The sequence below is a fragment of the Nocardia transvalensis genome, from assembly GCF_015477765.1.
GTDB lineage: Bacteria > Actinomycetota > Actinomycetes > Mycobacteriales > Mycobacteriaceae > Nocardia > Nocardia transvalensis_A.
On the sequence record NZ_JADLQQ010000004.1, the window covers coordinates 1 to 16536 of the forward strand.

16 protein-coding genes and 1 pseudogene are annotated in these 16536 nt (G+C 68.2%); 8 read left to right on the forward strand and 9 right to left on the reverse strand.

Going from position 1 to position 16536, the window contains the following annotated elements:
• Positions 1–338: 338 nt before the first annotated feature.
• The 3 genes and pseudogenes from IU452_RS11665 to IU452_RS11675 form a co-directional block, all read right to left on the reverse strand.
• Positions 339–776 carry a DoxX family protein gene (locus tag IU452_RS11665; protein WP_195109038.1) on the reverse strand — a complete coding sequence of 146 codons (438 nt, stop codon included), beginning with the start codon at positions 774–776 and terminating at the stop codon, positions 339–341.
• A 162-nt stretch (positions 777–938) separates the two neighbouring features.
• A pseudogene (locus IU452_RS39170) lies at positions 939–1058 on the reverse strand (GNAT family N-acetyltransferase); the annotation flags it as partial.
• A 56-nt stretch (positions 1059–1114) separates the two neighbouring features.
• Complete coding sequence (locus tag IU452_RS11675; protein ID WP_195109039.1) at positions 1115–1669, reverse strand: hypothetical protein; 555 nt, start codon at positions 1667–1669, stop codon at positions 1115–1117.
• A gap of 640 nt (positions 1670–2309) precedes the next feature.
• Here IU452_RS11675 and IU452_RS11680 point away from each other — a divergent pair.
• The 3 genes from IU452_RS11680 to IU452_RS11690 are packed head-to-tail and all read left to right on the forward strand — an operon-like array spanning position 2310 to position 5757.
• A complete protein-coding gene (locus IU452_RS11680) occupies positions 2310–3539 on the forward strand; it encodes a cysteine desulfurase family protein (RefSeq protein WP_195109040.1) in 1230 nt (409 codons plus the stop codon).
• On the forward strand, positions 3536–4660 hold the full coding sequence (mnmA, locus tag IU452_RS11685; protein ID WP_195109041.1) for a tRNA 2-thiouridine(34) synthase MnmA: 1125 nt from the start codon (positions 3536–3538) through the stop codon (positions 4658–4660). Before IU452_RS11680 ends, mnmA begins: the two co-directional genes overlap by 4 nt.
• On the forward strand, positions 4657–5757 hold the full coding sequence (locus IU452_RS11690; RefSeq protein ID WP_195109042.1) for a methionine synthase: 1101 nt from the start codon (positions 4657–4659) through the stop codon (positions 5755–5757). Before mnmA ends, IU452_RS11690 begins: the two co-directional genes overlap by 4 nt.
• A gap of 93 nt (positions 5758–5850) precedes the next feature.
• Here the strand turns inward: IU452_RS11690 and IU452_RS11695 are convergent, their stop codons facing one another.
• The 3 genes from IU452_RS11695 to IU452_RS11705 are packed head-to-tail and all read right to left on the reverse strand — an operon-like array spanning position 5851 to position 9147.
• Positions 5851–6198, reverse strand: a complete 348-nt coding sequence (locus tag IU452_RS11695) for a hypothetical protein (RefSeq protein WP_195109043.1) — start codon at positions 6196–6198, stop codon at positions 5851–5853.
• A 35-nt stretch (positions 6199–6233) separates the two neighbouring features.
• A complete protein-coding gene (locus tag IU452_RS11700) occupies positions 6234–7571 on the reverse strand; it encodes an AAA family ATPase (protein WP_324192558.1) in 1338 nt (445 codons plus the stop codon).
• A 31-nt stretch (positions 7572–7602) separates the two neighbouring features.
• Positions 7603–9147, reverse strand: coding sequence for a M4 family metallopeptidase (locus IU452_RS11705; protein WP_195109044.1), 1545 nt, complete (start codon positions 9145–9147; stop codon positions 7603–7605).
• Positions 9148–9160: 13 nt separating this feature from the next.
• Here IU452_RS11705 and IU452_RS11710 point away from each other — a divergent pair, with 13 nt between their 5' ends.
• Complete coding sequence (locus tag IU452_RS11710; protein WP_195109045.1) at positions 9161–9367, forward strand: hypothetical protein; 207 nt, start codon at positions 9161–9163, stop codon at positions 9365–9367.
• Between the two features lie 459 nt (positions 9368–9826).
• On the opposite strand, the gene IU452_RS11715 is transcribed toward IU452_RS11710, so the two are convergent.
• Complete coding sequence (locus IU452_RS11715) at positions 9827–10147, reverse strand: cupin domain-containing protein (protein ID WP_195109046.1); 321 nt, start codon at positions 10145–10147, stop codon at positions 9827–9829.
• Between the two features lie 63 nt (positions 10148–10210).
• On the opposite strand from IU452_RS11715, the gene IU452_RS11720 reads away from it, so the two are divergent.
• Positions 10211–11620 (forward strand): PLP-dependent aminotransferase family protein, encoded by a 1410-nt coding sequence (locus IU452_RS11720; RefSeq protein WP_195109047.1) that lies wholly within the window; start codon positions 10211–10213, stop codon positions 11618–11620.
• Between the two features lie 71 nt (positions 11621–11691).
• A complete protein-coding gene (locus IU452_RS11725) occupies positions 11692–12462 on the forward strand; it encodes a nucleotidyltransferase domain-containing protein (protein ID WP_195109048.1) in 771 nt (256 codons plus the stop codon).
• Here the strand turns inward: IU452_RS11725 and IU452_RS11730 are convergent.
• Complete coding sequence (locus IU452_RS11730) at positions 12459–12878, reverse strand: PPOX class F420-dependent oxidoreductase (RefSeq protein WP_195109049.1); 420 nt, start codon at positions 12876–12878, stop codon at positions 12459–12461. The genes IU452_RS11725 and IU452_RS11730 overlap by 4 nt on opposite strands.
• 187 nt (positions 12879–13065) lie before the next feature.
• Between IU452_RS11730 and ligA the strand changes: the two genes are divergently transcribed.
• Together ligA and IU452_RS11740 are read left to right on the forward strand one after the other, a co-directional pair.
• Positions 13066–15144, forward strand: coding sequence for an NAD-dependent DNA ligase LigA (gene ligA, locus IU452_RS11735; RefSeq protein ID WP_416382319.1), 2079 nt, complete (start codon positions 13066–13068; stop codon positions 15142–15144).
• Positions 15145–15181: 37 nt separating this feature from the next.
• On the forward strand, positions 15182–15691 hold the full coding sequence (locus IU452_RS11740; RefSeq protein WP_195109051.1) for a GNAT family N-acetyltransferase: 510 nt from the start codon (positions 15182–15184) through the stop codon (positions 15689–15691).
• Position 15692: 1 nt separating this feature from the next.
• On the opposite strand, the gene IU452_RS11745 is transcribed toward IU452_RS11740, so the two are convergent.
• Positions 15693–16343, reverse strand: coding sequence for an amino acid-binding protein (locus IU452_RS11745; RefSeq protein WP_195109052.1), 651 nt, complete (start codon positions 16341–16343; stop codon positions 15693–15695).
• Positions 16344–16536: the final 193 nt, after the last annotated feature.

The following is a 16536-nucleotide window of genomic DNA, read 5'->3' on the forward strand; positions in this document are numbered from 1 at the left end:
TCGGGAACGACTCTTGACTCCAGCGTGACCGGCTCCAACCCGCACACCGATCCTTCGGACAAACCACAACCCGGACCCACCACACAGGCTAACCCCAACAAGGTCTTGACCTAAAGGGGAGCCATGTGCGCGCGTTCGCGAGATCAACTGCGGGCCACCGTTTGTGCCTGATCGAACGCGCGGGTCGCGGCATACAGGATGTTCGGGGAGACGATCCGGGCGCCGCGGATCAGATGGCCGCTGGATCGATCGCGCCAACCCGACGGCGATCGATCCCAGAACGCACGACCGGCGATCGGTGGGTGGGCCACCGATCGCCGGTCGTACTTACGGATTTGTCATCGCGAGAGCGAGTAGCGCAGATCGGCGATGGTGGCGCGGCGCTCGTAGGCGATCCAGGCGAAGATCGCGGCGAGCACCAGCGGGAAGATCCCCATCAAGGGCTTGTCGGCGATGAAAGCCTGCGTCCCGGCGGCGAGCACGGTGAGAACGGACAGGCCCGCGGCAGCCAGGGCACTGAGCCGTGGCACCATCAGGCCGATACCGCCCGCGACCTCCACAACTCCGATGAAGATGAGCAGCCCGAGGGGGATGGTCAGATTCTCGGGGGCGTTGTCCATCAGGGCGTTCGGCATAACGAGCTTCGGCCCGCCGGAGGCGATGATGAAGAACAGGCCGAGCAGGATCTGCAGGGTCCACAGGACGCGGTTGCGGACCTTGCCGGGTCGGTCGGTGACGTCGTTGGAGAAGTTGGCGGAGGGGTTGGCGGAGGTCATTTCCGGTCCTTCTGGTCGGTCGCGCCGGGTTGGTAGCGCGTTCAACGGATAGGACGGAGCAACTTCCGAGGACTCATCGCTGTCCGCGAAGATTTTCGGGACCGCTGCTAAACCCTGCAGAGCCATCGACCGTCTTCGAATGCATGCCGCGAAGCCGCGCTCCTCCGCCCACCCCAGCACATGCCGACACAGTGCCGCACCAACGCCTCGGCCGCGGGCATCGGCGGCGACCATGAAGCTGGCGGTCGACACGTGCGCGCCCGGCCCGGGCCGATTCGCATACGTGACAGCCCCGCGGGCTCGTACCGACCGGGGTCGGCACGGTCATGCTGGGTTGGTCATACCGGTGGGGGCAGGGTGATCGGTGGGCTGGTGAACTCGAGCACTCCGAGGTTGAAGATGGTGCCGGTGGATTCGGCGACGACGCAGTCCCCGCGCAGCCGGGGCGGGGGTTCGGCGATGAGGCCGACGCCTTGGAGCGGGCCTGAGCCGGTGAACTGGACGGCGAACTGGATCTGGCCCGATGAGCTGCGGCCGAGTTGGAAATTGCCGTGCTGGGTGGCGGTGAAGGAGCCTGCGGGATTGGCCACCGTGCCGTTGATGCCCACGTTGAAGGAGGCGACCCCGGTTCCTTCGGAGAAGGTGAAGTCCGGGCCGCAGCCGGTGGTGATGCCGGTGCCGGTGAAGGTGAACCAGCGGATCTGTCCGCTGTGGCCGTCGGTACGGGCCATGCCGATATTGGGGTTGTCGGGTGGGGCACAACCGATCGCGTGGCCGATGAAGTAGAAGGTGGTCTGCTCGGGTGAGCCACCGGGGTTGGCCTCGAGAGGGTGGCTGAGCCACGTCTCGGCGTTGCCGGTCGCGGTCCCGATGACCTTGGGTGGGGTTGTCACGGTACGTTCTCTTTCTCTCGACGCTCACCTGCGATGATGTGCGTCGCCTATAGCATCGTCAGATTGTGATTGCTGTTACATTGCCGAATGGCTGGTGGCTCGGTTTCCGCAGTTCGAATGGGTGTGTAGGCGATTGCTGGCTCGCGGAGCGCGATCGGAGCCCCTCAACGGACAGAGCCACCGCGGACCATCCGGATAGCCGGACCGTGGCGCGGACGGCGCGCCGGCGCAGGGCGATGTCATGGTCGCTGCCGAGCTTTCCGTTGCGGCGCAGCCATTCCCGGACGTCGGCCACTTGCGCAGTGCTGGACCACCGGATGGCTGCGGGGCGGTTAGCCGTTGGGGTCGATGTAGGCGTTGACGATGCGGCTGTCCCACCCCAGCCCAGAGTCGACACCACAGGACGCAGGACCGGGGCCGGTACAAGACGAGTGACGTCACCCTGGACATCCGACTCAACCGTGAATGCCCAGTGGGGCCGGAACGCTCACCCTCGGAGAGGCGCTGCGACGTGCTCTTCGGGAATACCCGGTGGCGGTCGGCGGGTTACGACTCCTGGGTAAATCCTAGAAAAATCGGAGAACCCCCGGGGGATACCCCAAAGATGCGCAGGTCAACGATCGGATAGGCTTTGTTGGTCATGAAGTCGGCTTTTGCGGGTCCGGTCGGTGCGGTGCCCCAGACGGTCTACCTCGATCACGCGGCCACGACCCCCATGTTCCCGGCCGCCGTCGAGGCGATGACGGCTGTCCTGGGGGTGGTCGGCAATGCGTCGTCGCTGCACGGGTCGGGGCGGGCGGCGCGGCGGCTGCTGGAGGAGGCCCGCGAGTCCATTGCGGCCGATCTGGGGGCCCGGCCCTCGGAGGTCATCTTCACCTCCGGTGGTACCGAGAGCGACAACCTCGCCGTCAAGGGGATCTATCGGGCGCGCCGGGATGCCGATCCGGCGCGGACCCGCATCCTGGTCAGTGCCATCGAACACCATGCGGTGCTCGACGCCGTCGAATGGCTCGAACAGCACGAGGGCGCCCGGGTGACGCTGCTCGAGGTCGACGGGGACGGGGTGGTGTCGCCCCGCACGCTGCGGGCGGCGCTGGCCGAGCACGCCGACGAAACCGCACTGGTCAGCGTCATGTGGGCCAACAACGAGGTCGGCACCATCGAGCCGATCGGCGAATTGGCTTCCGTCGCACAGGAATTCGACGTGCCGATGCACAGCGATGCGGTGCAGGCGGGTGCGCAGCTGCCGATCGACTTCGCCGCCAGCGGTCTGGCCGCGGCCAGCTTCACCGGACACAAGGTCGGCGGGCCGCACGGGGTGGGTGTGCTGCTGCTGGGGCGTCAGGTGCCGTGTGTGCCGCTGCTGCACGGCGGCGGGCACGAGCGCGACCTGCGGTCGGGCACCTCGGACGTGCCCGCGGCGGTCGGGCTGGCCGCCGCATTCCGCCGGACCGTCGAGGACCTGCCCACGCGCTCGTCCGAATTGATCCGCTTGCGGGACGACCTGATCGCCGGGGTGCGGGCAGCGGTGCCCGATGCGGTGCTCAACGGTCCGGCCGGTGCGGGCCGCCTGCCGGGGAACGTGCACTTCGCCTTCCCCGGATGCGAGGGTGACTCGCTGCTGATGCTGCTCGATGCCGCCGGCATCGAATGTTCCACGGGGTCGGCCTGTAATGCCGGTGTGGCCGCCCCCAGCCATGTGCTGCTGGCCATGGGCATGGATGTCCGACAGGCGCGCGGATCGCTGCGCTTCTCGCTGGGACATACCTCGACCCGGGCCGAAATCGAGACTTTGTTGCAGGCACTGCCGCCGGTGGTCGAACGGGCCAAGGCCGCCGGGCTGGCCGGTGCGAAGGGAGGTACGCGATGAGAGTGCTCGCCGCGATGAGCGGCGGAGTCGATTCCGCCGTGGCGGCCGCACGCGCGGTCGACGCCGGCCACGAGGTGGTCGGCGTGCATCTGGCACTGTCGGAGACACCCGGGACGCTGCGGACCGGGTCGCGGGGCTGCTGCTCCAAGGAGGACGCGGGCGATGCCCGCCGCGCCGCCGATGTGCTCGGCATCCCCTTCTACGTCTGGGATTTCGCCGACCGATTCAAAGAAGACGTCATCGACGACTTCGTGGCCGCCTACGCCGCCGGTGAGACACCGAACCCGTGCCTGCGCTGCAACGAGAAGATCAAGTTCTCCGCGCTGGCCGATCGGGCGGTGGCGCTCGGATTCGACGCCGTGGTCACCGGCCACTACGCGCGGCTGGAGAACGGTGTGCTGCGCCGGGCCGTCGACGCGGACAAGGATCAGTCCTATGTGCTGGCCGTGCTGACCGCCGAACAACTCACCCGGGCCATGTTCCCGGTCGGCGACACCCCGAAGCCGCAGATTCGTGCCGAGGCCGCCGAGCGGGGGCTGGCGGTGGCGAACAAGCCGGACTCCCACGACATCTGCTTCATCCCCTCCGGCGACACCCGCGCCTTCCTCGGTGCCAAGATCGGCATCCGCCCGGGCGCGATCGTCGACTCCGACGGGTACAAGCTCGCCGATCACGAAGGCGTGCACGGGTTCACGATCGGCCAGCGCAAGGGATTGGGCCTGCCCGGCCCCGCGCCGGACGGCCGTCCCCGGTATGTCACAGGGATTGATCCGGATTCCGGCACGGTGCACGTGGGTCCGGTCGAGGATCTGAATGTGTGGACCGTGCACGCGGATCGGGCGATCTGGACCTCCGGTGCCACCCCGTCCGGGCCGATCGACTGCATCGCGCAGGTGCGTGCGCACGGCGGCACCGCACCCGCCGTCGCGGAGGCGGTGGACGGCGGGCTCATCGTGCGCCTGCGCGAGCCCCTCACGGGTGTGGCGCGCGGCCAGGCCGTGGTGCTGTACCGCCCGGATCCGTTGGGGGACGAGGTGATCGGCAGCGGCACCATCAGCGGAACGGGGCGCGAGGGTGCCGATCTCACCGCCGGCGAGTTGGTCCCGGACAGCGCGCGGTGACGGGCGATCACAACCGCGGTGCCGTCGAGGTACCGCAGGGAACCGCCGTAACCCCCCAGCCGGCTGACGACGGTGCGGGTCTTCGCGGTGGTGTCGCCACCGGTGTCGGATCGTGGCCGGGCACCGATCCCCGGGAAGCGTCCGCGACCATCGTGGGTGAGCTGGCCGCGCTGCCGCATCTGGTCGAATTGCCCGGGCGGGGAACGGGCTCGGACATGATCGGGCGCACCTCCGCCCTGCTGGTGGATCTGCAGTTCGACACCACCGTGCGCGGCTACCGCCTGGCCGCGCGGCCGGGCTCGGTGTCCCGGCGTGCGCACGATCTGCTGCGCACCGACCTGGACGCACTCGAAGAGGCTTGGGAGACAGCGGGTCTCGCCGGTTCGGGTCGTACGGTGAAAGTGCAGGCGGCCGGTCCGCTGACCTTGGCTGCGCAGGTCGAACTGGCCGTTGGGCATCGCACCCTCACCGATTCCGGTGCGGTGCGCGACCTCTCGGAGTCGCTGGCCGAGGGGTTGGCCCAGCACGCCGCCCAGGTAGGTAAGCGTTTGGGTGCGAATGTCGTTGTGCAACTGGACGAGCCGTCGCTGACCGCGGTGCTGAACGGTTCGCTGCCGGGCACCAGCGTGCTCGACACCGTGCCCGCGCTCCCCGAGCCCGAGGCGCTGCACATCCTCGACACCGTCGTTGCCGCGCAGCCGGTCCCCGTCCTCGTGCACAGCTGCGCCGAATCGCCCGCCCTCGGCTTCCTGCGCGCAAGCGCCGCCGCGGCGGTCGGTTTCGACATCACCACGATCGGCACGGCGGATCTGGACGCGGTCGGTGAACTACTGGACGCGGGAAAGCTGCTGGCGCTGGGCCTGATTCCCACCACCCCTGCGCCGAATCCGACCACCTGGCGCGAGGTGGCCGAATCCGCCGTCCGCCTCGTCGACCGCCTCGGTTTCCCCCGCCGCACCCTCGCCGACCACGTCCTCGTCACCCCCGCCTGCGGCCTGGCCTCCGCGCCCCTCGCGTGGGCTCGGCGCGCCCTGGCGCTCGCCACCGACACCGCCCGCGCCTTCACCGAGGAACCGGAGACGCTGACCTTCGAGTAATCCCGGCGAAGAGCATGTCGGGATGCGAAGTCGGGGCATGCTGGATGCGAAGTCGGGGCGTGCCGGGATGGTGAGGGGACCTCGGCTTGGGCGTCAGGAGCCGAAGAAGGGGCGGGCGCCGGGGTGGCCGAGCTGCCAGTTCTGGGGTTTGCCCATGGGGTAGACGACGGGGATGTCGTCGCCGGGGGAGGGCCACTGGTTGACGTCCCAGGCAAAACGCCCGTAGACGGTTTCGCCGGGAACGGTGGGGCCGGAGATCGTGCCCGTGATGGTGACGTACTGCTCACCCTGGGCCGCGGGGCGCGGGCTGACGCCGGTGACGTGCAGGGTGCCGGTTTCGGGCTGCTGCGCCGGGCTGAATCCGCCCCGGCCGCGTCGGTACATCGCGAACAACGCGACCAGCGCCCCGACCACCATCACGATGAATGCGAACTCCAACATCCCACCATGCTATGCGGTGGCGACCGCTGCTCCCCTCAGTGCGCGGTCAGCTCGCTGGTTCCCCGGTTGGTCCGCCGCAGCTGCCACACGGTGGTCCGGCGGGATTGGGAGCGGCCGTTGCCGCGGTCGACCAGGGTGCGGGTGCGGGTCGTGAAGATCAGTTGGGCGCCACGGGAATTGGTTTCGGGGTTCTGGAACAGCTGGATGAGACGGTCGGCGGTGTCGCCGGTGAGGTGGGCGTCGATATCGTCGACGGCCAGGACCCCGCCGGTGTCCAGGGCGTCGAGGACGGCGGGAAGCAGGCGCAGCAGGGCCAGGGTGGCGGTGGATTCGTCGGTGATGTCGAAGGTGGCGTCGATACCCTCGTGGACCAGGCCCAGGCCCGTACCCCGGCGGGCCACCATGCGGGTGTAGAGGGTATCGCGGGCGGCGCGCACGTTGCTCAGCTCGCGTTCGAGGGCGATCGGGGTCAGGCCGTGCGTGCGCTCTAGCTGCTCGGCATGCGCCGGTGAGGCGATGGCGGCGTCGAGTTCGGTTGCCATGGCGGCGATTTCGCCGTCCAGCTCGCGCAGGTAGTCGGCGTACATCGGATCGTTCTCGGCGATGAGCACATCCTCGATCCCCAATTCGGCCGACCGCAGCAACAGCAGCAACCGCGCGGCGTTGTCGGCCGAGCGCGAGATGTGGCTGCCGAGCCGATGCGCGATCGCCTGCGGCTGTTCGTCTCCGTGCAGCACTTCCAGCTGTGCCGAGAACCAGCGATAGGCGGGCACCAGCGCCTCGGCCGACATCTGCCCGGTCAGGCTGAGCAGCAACGCATTCGGGCGCACCAGCGGCACCAGCGCCCCGATGCCGTAGCGGACCGGCTCGAACATGGGCCCGATCCGCACCTGATCGCCCTCGCGCTCGAACACGATCCGCTTGCGGTTGTGCGGATGGCTGTGCAGCCATTCGGCGGTCACATCGGCGTTGTCGAGCCGGAAGCCGTAGGTGTAGGGCACCCCCTCGGCCACGAAGGTGGCGACGAATTCCGAAGGGCGCTCGGCGAATCCGAGGTGCGGCGCCCGTACCGGACCGGCATACGGATCCCAGCCCGTCACCGAATTCAGCACCGCGTCGCGCACATGTCCCAGCGCGTCGATCAGGCTGGACTTCCCGGTGGCGGCGGCCCCGTGCACCGCGGTCACGGGCGCCGGCAGCGACCCGGGCCGGCTCCCGACCAGGCGGAGTTCCTGCGGTTCGGCCAGCGATCTGTGATTGGTCACCTGAAAACTGCGCAACACCCGTGCCATCCTGCCGTCCGGCGCCGGGATGTGCGACACCGGGTCGGCGAGCCCGGGCAAACGAAGACCGGCCGCCTCGCCCAGGCCCACGAGCCGGCCGGTCCTCGGTCGAGAAGGACTATCAGGCAGCCGCTTGCAGGGTCGGCATCTCGACCGCCTTGGTGGCATTGACGACCTGGGCGCAGTCCTGCGGCGTGGTGCCCGCAACGTTGTTGCGCACGTTGGTGTTACAGGCCGTGGACAGTGCGCTCCCCAACGCTTGATAGTTGGAATTGGAGCTCAGGATCGTCTGCGTGGTCCAGTACAGCGCCGCGGTCTTCTCGAGACCGATTGCCGTGACGTTCACGCCGTTGTGGCTGCCGCCGTCGACCATCAGCTGCGCGGCCTTGTTGCCCACACCGCTGTTGGTGTGGACCCCGCCGTTGTCACCGGAACCCGTGTACCAATATTGGCCCTGGTATGTATCGGGTTGCCGGTGGGCGTTCGGATTCTGCATGTCGCGGATCACGCCCAGGGAGCTGCAGGCGCCCAGCTTCCACCGGTTCTGCGGAGTGTTGCACGGGTTGGCGGTGTCGGTGAGGAAGACCAACTCGCCGAAGATATCCGACATGGACTCGTTGATCGCGCCGGGCTCGTTGCGATAGACCAGGCCGCTGGTGTGCTCGGTCACGCCGTGGGTGAGCTCGTGCCCGGTGATGTCCTCGGTGGTGACGCCCTCCCCGTAGGCCATCTGGCCGTTGTACCAGAAGGCATTCGCATATGGGCACTCGGTGGCGGAGCAGATGCGGACGGTGCCGCGCAGCGCCTTCCCGTTGCCGTCGCCGGTGTCGGAGCCGATGAGGTTGGTGAGATTCGGCAGCTGAGTGTATTTGGCGTAGAAGCCCTCGGTGTTGCCGAAGTAGGTGTAGACGTTGTCCACGTCGGACTGGTTCACCGGACCCTGGCCCTCTTTCCTGGTCGCGCGGAAGCCACCTGGGCCGCCGCAGGACACCGAACTGGGATTGTTGAGGTCCACCTGCCGCCTCTCGGCGTCGCAGACGACGCGGTTGAGATGTTTGGACTCATCCCAGCTGTCGAGCACCTTGCCGATATCGGCGGCGTCGATGAACACCACCCACTCGCCGGGCTTGGCCGATTCGTCACCCTCGCCCTTGGCGCCGTCGCCCAGCACCACGACCTGGAACGCGGGGATCGCGACGCTCTGCGCGTCCTGTTTGGCCGCCAGCTTCGGGTCGTACCAGTAGGCCCTCGCCTCGCCGACGGCCAGCTTCTCGACCGGCGTCTGCGTCTGCTCGGCGATTGCCTTGACGGCGTTGGTCGCCACCTCCGCGGGCGGGGTCGTCGTCTGGTATTTGCCCTGCGACTTCTGCGACAATGCGCCGGTCACCGACAGCAGTGAGCCGTCGGCCGCCAGCGTCTGGGCCGCCGAGGCGCCGAACACCGGAACCGAGTCGATCTCCTGCCGCAACCGAACCGTGGACCCCTCACCGACCTCGAAGGTCGAGTCCACGACGAGGTCGCCGACATGATCGCCGGTGAAGACCTTCTCGACGCCGTCGGCGTGCGCCTGCGCGGCGGCCGGAGCCTCGGCGGGTGTCCCCTCCGGAACCGGGACCGGATTCTTGGGCACGACCTGCACGACAGCGCCCTCGGAATCGGTCAGCACATCCTTGGGGACGGTGGACAGATCCGATCCAGCCGGTGCGGGAGCGTCCGGTGTCGACGGCGGCGGTGTCGGTGTCGACGGCGGCGGTGTAGTGGGCGACGGTGTATTCGGCGACGACGGGCTCGAGGAGTGCGTCGGGCTCGTCGGTGTCGTCGGCGAGGTGGGCGCCGGGCTACTGCTCGATGGCGGAGTGGACGGTGTCGTCGAAGGATCGCCGTAGGCCCCGGTGGTGGACGCGAAAATCGTTGCGGATAGGGTCATTAGCGTTAGGACGGAGAAGCGTGCCGTCCGTCTATGGCTGGCTTTCATACTTTTAGATGGAAGCATGCAGACGGGCGAACGCGGTGTGAAAACGATTGCGCGACACCGGGAGTTCGGTATGTATTCTCCAGCCCTGCTCTGCGCGAACGGTATCGGTGCCCCCATTTGAATCAATGATTCAAAACGGCACTCATTGCGTCGTCATCATGATCGAATAGCTTGGCGTATAAGGTAGGACACTGCTGCTGCCGCGAAAGATAGTCAAAACAAACAGATCTCGCAAAATATGATAGTGAAACCACGCTGAATCTAGATCATTCCGGAGGCCGCCACAATGGCAAGGCTCCGGGCGTATCGAACCCCTAGTCGTGCGCCTGCCATCCTTCGTGTTGTCCCGCCGCGCGGGTCGGCACCGAGATCAGTTGCCGTACTGCTTGGTTTCGGGTCGCTCGATCATCAGGGCATGGGCGGGCTGCTCGGCGACCGGGCGGTGCTCGACGCCCTTGGGCACCACGAATATCTCGCCCGGGTGCAGGGTCACCGGGGCACGGCCCTGCAGTTCGAGGCGAAAGGTGCCGTCCCAGCACAGGAACAGTTCGTCCTCGTCGTGATGGTGCCAGGGGAATGCGCCCTCGAAGCGGGCCAGGCGCACCACGGAGTCGTTGGCCACGGCCAGCTCGCGCGGCTGCCACGGCCCGGTCAGTTCGGCGACGACATCGGTGATGGAGATCTTGCTCATGACTCCATCCTCGAGCCGGGTGACGTGCGTGCACAGGGCCAATCCGGCACAATTGGTTTGCAAATGAAGCCAATCGAACTTGCCGACCGGCTCGGCCGCTGGTCGGCCGGGCGGGGACCGCTGTATCTGCTGCTGGCCGGGCGCTTGCGCACGCTGATCGAGGACGGTGAGCTGGCGCCCGGAACCGTGTTGCCACCCGACCGGGCCTTGGCGAAGGCCTTGGCGGTGGGTCGCAGCACGGTGGTGGCCGCCTACGACCTGCTCAGTGTGGAGGGCCGGGTGGTGCGGCGCCAGGGCAGCGGCACCCGGGTCGCCGGGGCCGCGGCGTCGGCGCTGCGCGACACCACGCACTCCCCGGCATTCCTGCAGCTGCTGGAACCGGACGCCGATGTGATCGCGCTCGCCTGTGCCGCCCCGCAGACCCCGCCGCCGGAGGTGGTCGACGCCTATCGCCGCGTCCTGCCCGGGCTCGCGGCGGTCGACGGCGATATCGGTTATCGCCCGACCGGACTTCCGTTGTTGCGCACCGCGATTGCCGAGCGGTACCGGATGCGCGGGGTGCCCACCGATCCGGAGCAGATCCTGGTCACCGGGGGCGCGCAGCAGGCGTTGTCGCTCATTGCCCGCGCACTGCTGCGGCCGGGTGATCGGGTGCTGGTCGAGGCGCCGACGTATCCCGGTGCGCTGGAGGCGTTCCGGGATGCCGCCGCGGTGCCGCAGGCCGCGCCGATCGGTCTCGGCACGGTGCCGCCGGTTTCGTTGGCCTACGTCGTGGCGACCTATCAGAACCCCACGGGCGCGGTACTTTCCGCGCTCGCTCGGCGGGCGCTGGTCGAGTCGGCCGCTCGGGCGCAGGTGCCGCTGATCGACGACGAGGTGCTTGCCGATCTGGGGTTTCCCGACGCCGATCCGCCGCCCCCGCCGCTGGCGGCCCTCGGCGACACGGTGATCTCGATCGGCTCGCTGAGCAAGATTCTCTGGGGCGGAATGCGTATCGGCTGGGTGAGGGCACCGACCGCCGTGATCGCGCGGCTGGCTCGCCTGCGTGCCGTGCACGATCTCGGTGGGAATATCCCGGCCCAATGGGCCGCGGCTCTGCTGCTTCCCGAACTGGATTCACTGCGTGGACGAATTGCCCGGCAGCGCAAGCAATTTCATGACCTCTTGGCGGGGGAGCTGGCCGAGCGGCTACCGGAGTGGGAGGTGCCGCGAGTGCCGGGCGGGCAGACCCTGTGGATTCGGCTGCCGCACGGCGACGGCACCTCCTTCGCGCAGCGGGCCCTGCGCCACGGGGTGGCAATCCTGCCGGGTACCGGACTGGATGCCGCGGGCGGCAGCGTCGACCGTGTCCGCATCAGTTTCGTTGCCTCCCAGGACGATTTGCGTGAGGCGGCCCGGCGGTTGGCCGAGGCCTGGCGGGCCTACGAGCCGCCCGCCCGGCCCGCACCCGCCTCGCCGCCGCTGGCCGTGTGAACGGAAAGACGTTGTCGCACCCGAGCGAGATGATCTAGATTCGGCACCGACCGCCCCCGAGAGGAGAGTGCGTGGACGACGCGACGTTTCTCGAAACGACCGCCGATACGCTGGCGGCACTGCCGACGGTGACGGCGGTGACCCTCGGCGGATCGCGCGCACAGGGCACACACCGCGCCGACAGCGATTGGGATCTGGCGATCTACTACCGCGGCGACTTCCACCCCGCCGATCTGGCGGCCGTGGGCTGGGAGGGGCAGGTGTCGGAGCTGGGCGCCTGGGGCGGTGGTGTCTTCAACGGTGGTGCCTGGCTGACCATCGACGGGCGCAATGTCGACGTGCACTACCGCGATCTCGACGTCGTGGACGAGCAGCTGCGGGCCGCGGAGAACGGGCGTTTCCATATCGAACCGCTGGCCTTCCATCTCGCGGGCATTCCGAGCTATCTGCTCGTCGCCGAACTGGCATTCAACCGCGTGCTGCGGGGCTCGCTGCCGCGGCCCGGCTACCCGGATGCCTTGCGCCGCAAGGCCCCCGGAGTGTGGAGCGAGCATGCCGAGCTGACGCTGACCTATGCCGAGCACAATCACGCACCCTACGGTCGGCTCGCCCAGTGCGCCGGTCAGCTGGCGGTGGCCGCCTCGTGTTACGCCCATGCGGTGCTCGCCGCGCGCGGTGAATGGGTGACCAATGAGAAGACCCTGCTCGCCAAGGCCGGTCTGACCGCGGTCGATACGATCGTCGAAGGGATGACCCGCGAGCCCGCCGCATTGCGCGCTGCGGTCGGCAGGGTCCGCGAACTCTGCCGGGCCGCCGTGGAAAAGGCAAGCGACAGCGTCTAATTCAGCATGCCGTAGGCGTGATCGGGGCGGATGCGGGCGACCACGCGGTGCTCGCCGACCATGGCGCGGCGGTAGTCGTCCCAGTCGGGGTGTTCACCGCTCAACGCGCGGTAGTAGGCGATCAACTCCTCGACCGTGGCGTCGTCGCGCCCGGTGGCGACCGGCGAGAGTTCGGCCTCGCCCTCGAGCACCGCGTAGGCCCAGAAGTCGGCGCTGGTGACGTGCAGGGCCGCCCACGGCTCTCGGCGCATGTTGAAGTACTTGGCGCTGCCGGCTGTGATCGACATGCGGATCACACCGTCGTCGCCGACCCAGTGCGTCACATTCGACAGCTGCGGTCGGCCGTTCTTGCGGATCGTGGTCAGGACCGACCCGGTGTGGGCGCGGGCGAAGTCGAGAGCGGTATCGAGGTCCATGCCGGATTCAACCCCGTCGCCCCGGCCTCCTGTTCCCTCGCCGCGCCGATCGCGACGACGTGCGCAATTGGGTCTCGGGACTGTCGGTGGCCTCGGCTAATCTGCGTGACGTGAGCGAGCTTGCGAGCGAACCATGGACACAGTGCGCCTCGCGCACGATGCCGCCGAGCGTCAGCGAGGTGGCATCGTGAGCGAATCCGGTATCGAGATCACCCCGGCGACGGCGGACGAGCGGACGGAATGGCAGCGTCTGGCGGAGGAGGTGCGTGAGCACCAGTTCCGCTACTACGTGCGCGACGCGCCGATCATCTCCGACGGCGAGTTCGACAAGCTGTTCCAGCGGCTGCTGGCGCTGGAGGAGGCGCACCCGGACCTGCGCACCCCCGACTCGCCGACCCAACAGGTCGGCGGCGGATTCGCGACCGAATTCGCGCCGGTCGACCACCTCGAACGCATGCTGTCGCTGGACAACGTGTTCGACGAGGACGACATGCGCGCCTGGGTGAGTCGCGTCGAGGCCGAGACCGGGCCGGGCCTGCACTACGTGTGCGAGGTGAAGATCGACGGGGTCGCGCTCAACCTCGTCTACGAGGAGGGTCGGCTGGTACGCGCGGCCACCCGCGGCGACGGGCGCACCGGTGAGGACGTCACCCTCAACGCCCGCACCATCGATGACATCCCCGGACAGTTGAATGGGAACGACGAGTTCCCGATACCGAAACTGCTCGAGGTCCGCGGCGAGGTGTACTTCCGGCTCGAGGACTTCGAGAACCTCAATGCCGCCATCGTCGCCGAGGGCAAGGCGCCGTATGCGAATCCGCGCAACACCGCCGCCGGCTCGCTGCGGCAGAAGGACCCGTCGGTCACCGCGCGGCGGCGGCTGCGCATGATCTGCCACGGCTTCGGCCGCATGGAGGGGTTCACCCCGCAATCCCAGTACGAGGCGTACCGGGCGCTGGCTGCATGGGGCCTGCCGGTATCCGAGCACACCGTGCGGGTGCAGGGCGTCGACGCGGTCCTCGAGCGGATCCGGTACTGGGGCGAGCATCGCCACGATATCGAGCACGAGATCGACGGGCAGGTGATCAAGGTCGACGAGATGGTGCTGCAGCGCCGCCTCGGCGCCACCTCGCGCGCGCCGCGCTGGGCGATCGCCTACAAGTACCCGCCGGAGGAGGCCACCACCAAACTGCTCGACATCCAGGTCAATGTCGGGCGCACCGGGCGGGTCACCCCTTTCGCGGTGATGGAGCCGGTCACCGTCGCCGGGTCCACGGTCGCCATGGCCACCCTGCACAATGCCGCCGAGGTGGAGCGCAAGGGCGTGCTGATCGGCGATACCGTGACCATCCGCAAGGCCGGCGACGTCATTCCCGAGGTGCTCGGGCCGGTGGTGGATGTGCGCGACGGCAGTGAGCGCGAATTCGTCATGCCCACGCACTGTCCGGAATGCGGCACCGAACTCGCGCCGGAGAAGGAGGGCGACGCCGATATCCGCTGCCCGAATCAGCGAAACTGTCCGGCGCAGCTGCGGGAGCGGGTATTCCACATGGCCGGGCGCGGTGCCTTCGATATCGAGGCGCTCGGGTACGAGGCCGCCATCGATCTGCTGAAGTCGGGCGCGATCCACGACGAGGGCGACCTGTTCGACCTCAGCGAGGAAAAGCTGCTCACCACAACGCTGTTCGCGAACAAGAACGGCAGTCTGTCGGCCAACGGGCGTCGCCTGCTGCAGAATCTGGAGTCGGCCAAGGACCGGCCGCTGTGGCGGGTGCTGGTGGCGCTGTCGATTCGCCACGTCGGGCCCACCGCCGCCCGCGCGCTGGCGGCGGAATTCGGCAGCATGGAACGCATCGAGAACGCCTCGGGGGAGGAATTGGCCGCCGTCGACGGTGTCGGGCCGACCATCGCCGCCGCGGTGAAGGAATGGTTCACCGTCGACTGGCATCGCGACATCGTCGACAAGTGGCGCGCGGCCGGGGTGCGGATGGAAGACGAGCGCGACGAATCCATCGAGCGCACTCTCGAAGGGTTGTCGATCGTGGTCACCGGCTCGCTGCAGGGCTTCTCCCGCGACGAGGCCAAGGAGGCGATCCTGGTCCGCGGCGGCAAGGCGGCCGGTTCGGTGTCGAAGAAGACGGCCTACGTCGTGATCGGCGACTCGCCCGGCTCCAAGGCCGCCAAGGCGGAGGAACTCGGCGTGCCGATCCTGGACGAGGAGGGCTTCCGCAAGCTCTTGGAGGGCGGCCCCTCGGCGCTGGACTGACGGCAGCGTGGATCTCCCGTTGGTGTAGGACGGAGTGATGATCATTGCCGCGAAACCCGAGTTCGAGATTCGCCCGATCCGGCCCGAGGAGATCCGGGCCGTCGGCTCACTCACGGTCGAGGTGTATGTGGGGGAGGGCTATATCAGCCCCGAAAGCCCTTATGTCGCAGAGCTTTCCGATGCGGAAACCCGCGCTCGGGAGGCCGAGGTGCTGGTGGCGGTGCGGGACGCGGCGATCCTCGGTTCGCTGACGATGGCACGGCCCGGCACGCCGTATGCGGAAATTGCCCGCCCCGGTGAAATCGAGTTCCGGATGCTGGCGGTGGCGAAGCAGGCGCGTGGGCTGGGTGTGGGAACGGCGTTGGTGCACAACGTGATCCAGACCGCCCGCGCCGAAGGCTGTGAGGCCGTGGTGCTGACCACGATGCCGCCGATGGTCGACGCCCGGCGCATCTACGATCGGCTGGGCTTCATCCATGTGCCCCAACGCGATTGGGCCCCCCGACCGAACAGCGAGAAGATGACGGTCATGCGGCTGGAACTGTGAATCAAATCAGCACAGTGGCAACGATTCCGGCCAGATAGCCCAATCGGGCGACCTCCGAGGGCCGGAACTCGGGCCCGCCCGGGCGGCCGAGCAGCAGCACCTTGCCGGTATTGCCGAGCGGGGCGGCGGCCAGCTTGGTGTCCATATCTTTCCAGATCTGCGGCACCCAGTCGGCCTCGCCGTCGAGCACCGACGGCTTCTCCAACGGCATCCACGGGGCCGAACCCGCTTGGGTCTCAGGTGCACTCGGGCTGCCCACCATGCGGTAGGCGCCCTGCGGTCCCATATCGATGATGGTGCTCCAGCCGACGCGTAGCACCCGGGGCACGCCGTCGACGAGCACCTGTAATCGGTCGTCGCGGGCGCTGGCCACCTGATCGATCAGCTCCAGCTCCCGATGGGTGTCGAGCATCCCCGAATACGGGCGCAGGGAGTCGACGCGCACATCGGCCAGCGACTCGGCCGCGGTGATCAAGGTGTCCGGCAGAGCTCCCGGCGGGACCTCCACGACCAGGTCGTCGATCGCATAGCCGGCGCCGCGTTCGACCACATCCAGCGACAGGATGTCGGCGCCGACGGAGCCCAGCGCGAGTGCTAGTGAACCGAGACTTCCTGGGCGATCCGGAAGTTGCACGCGAAGCAGAAATGACACGTGCCTTCCTACCTTTCCTGTGCGACCGAGACTTTCGGACGGATACCCGAGTCCCGCAATATTTACACCCGAGCCCTCGGAGCACCGACTCGAAGCATCCCGGGTGACGTAGGCCACTGGTTATTGTCGGATGAATCAGTCGTGTCGTGCCAGTGGAAGCCAGACGCCATTGAGCTGTCAAGTCATGGTGGTT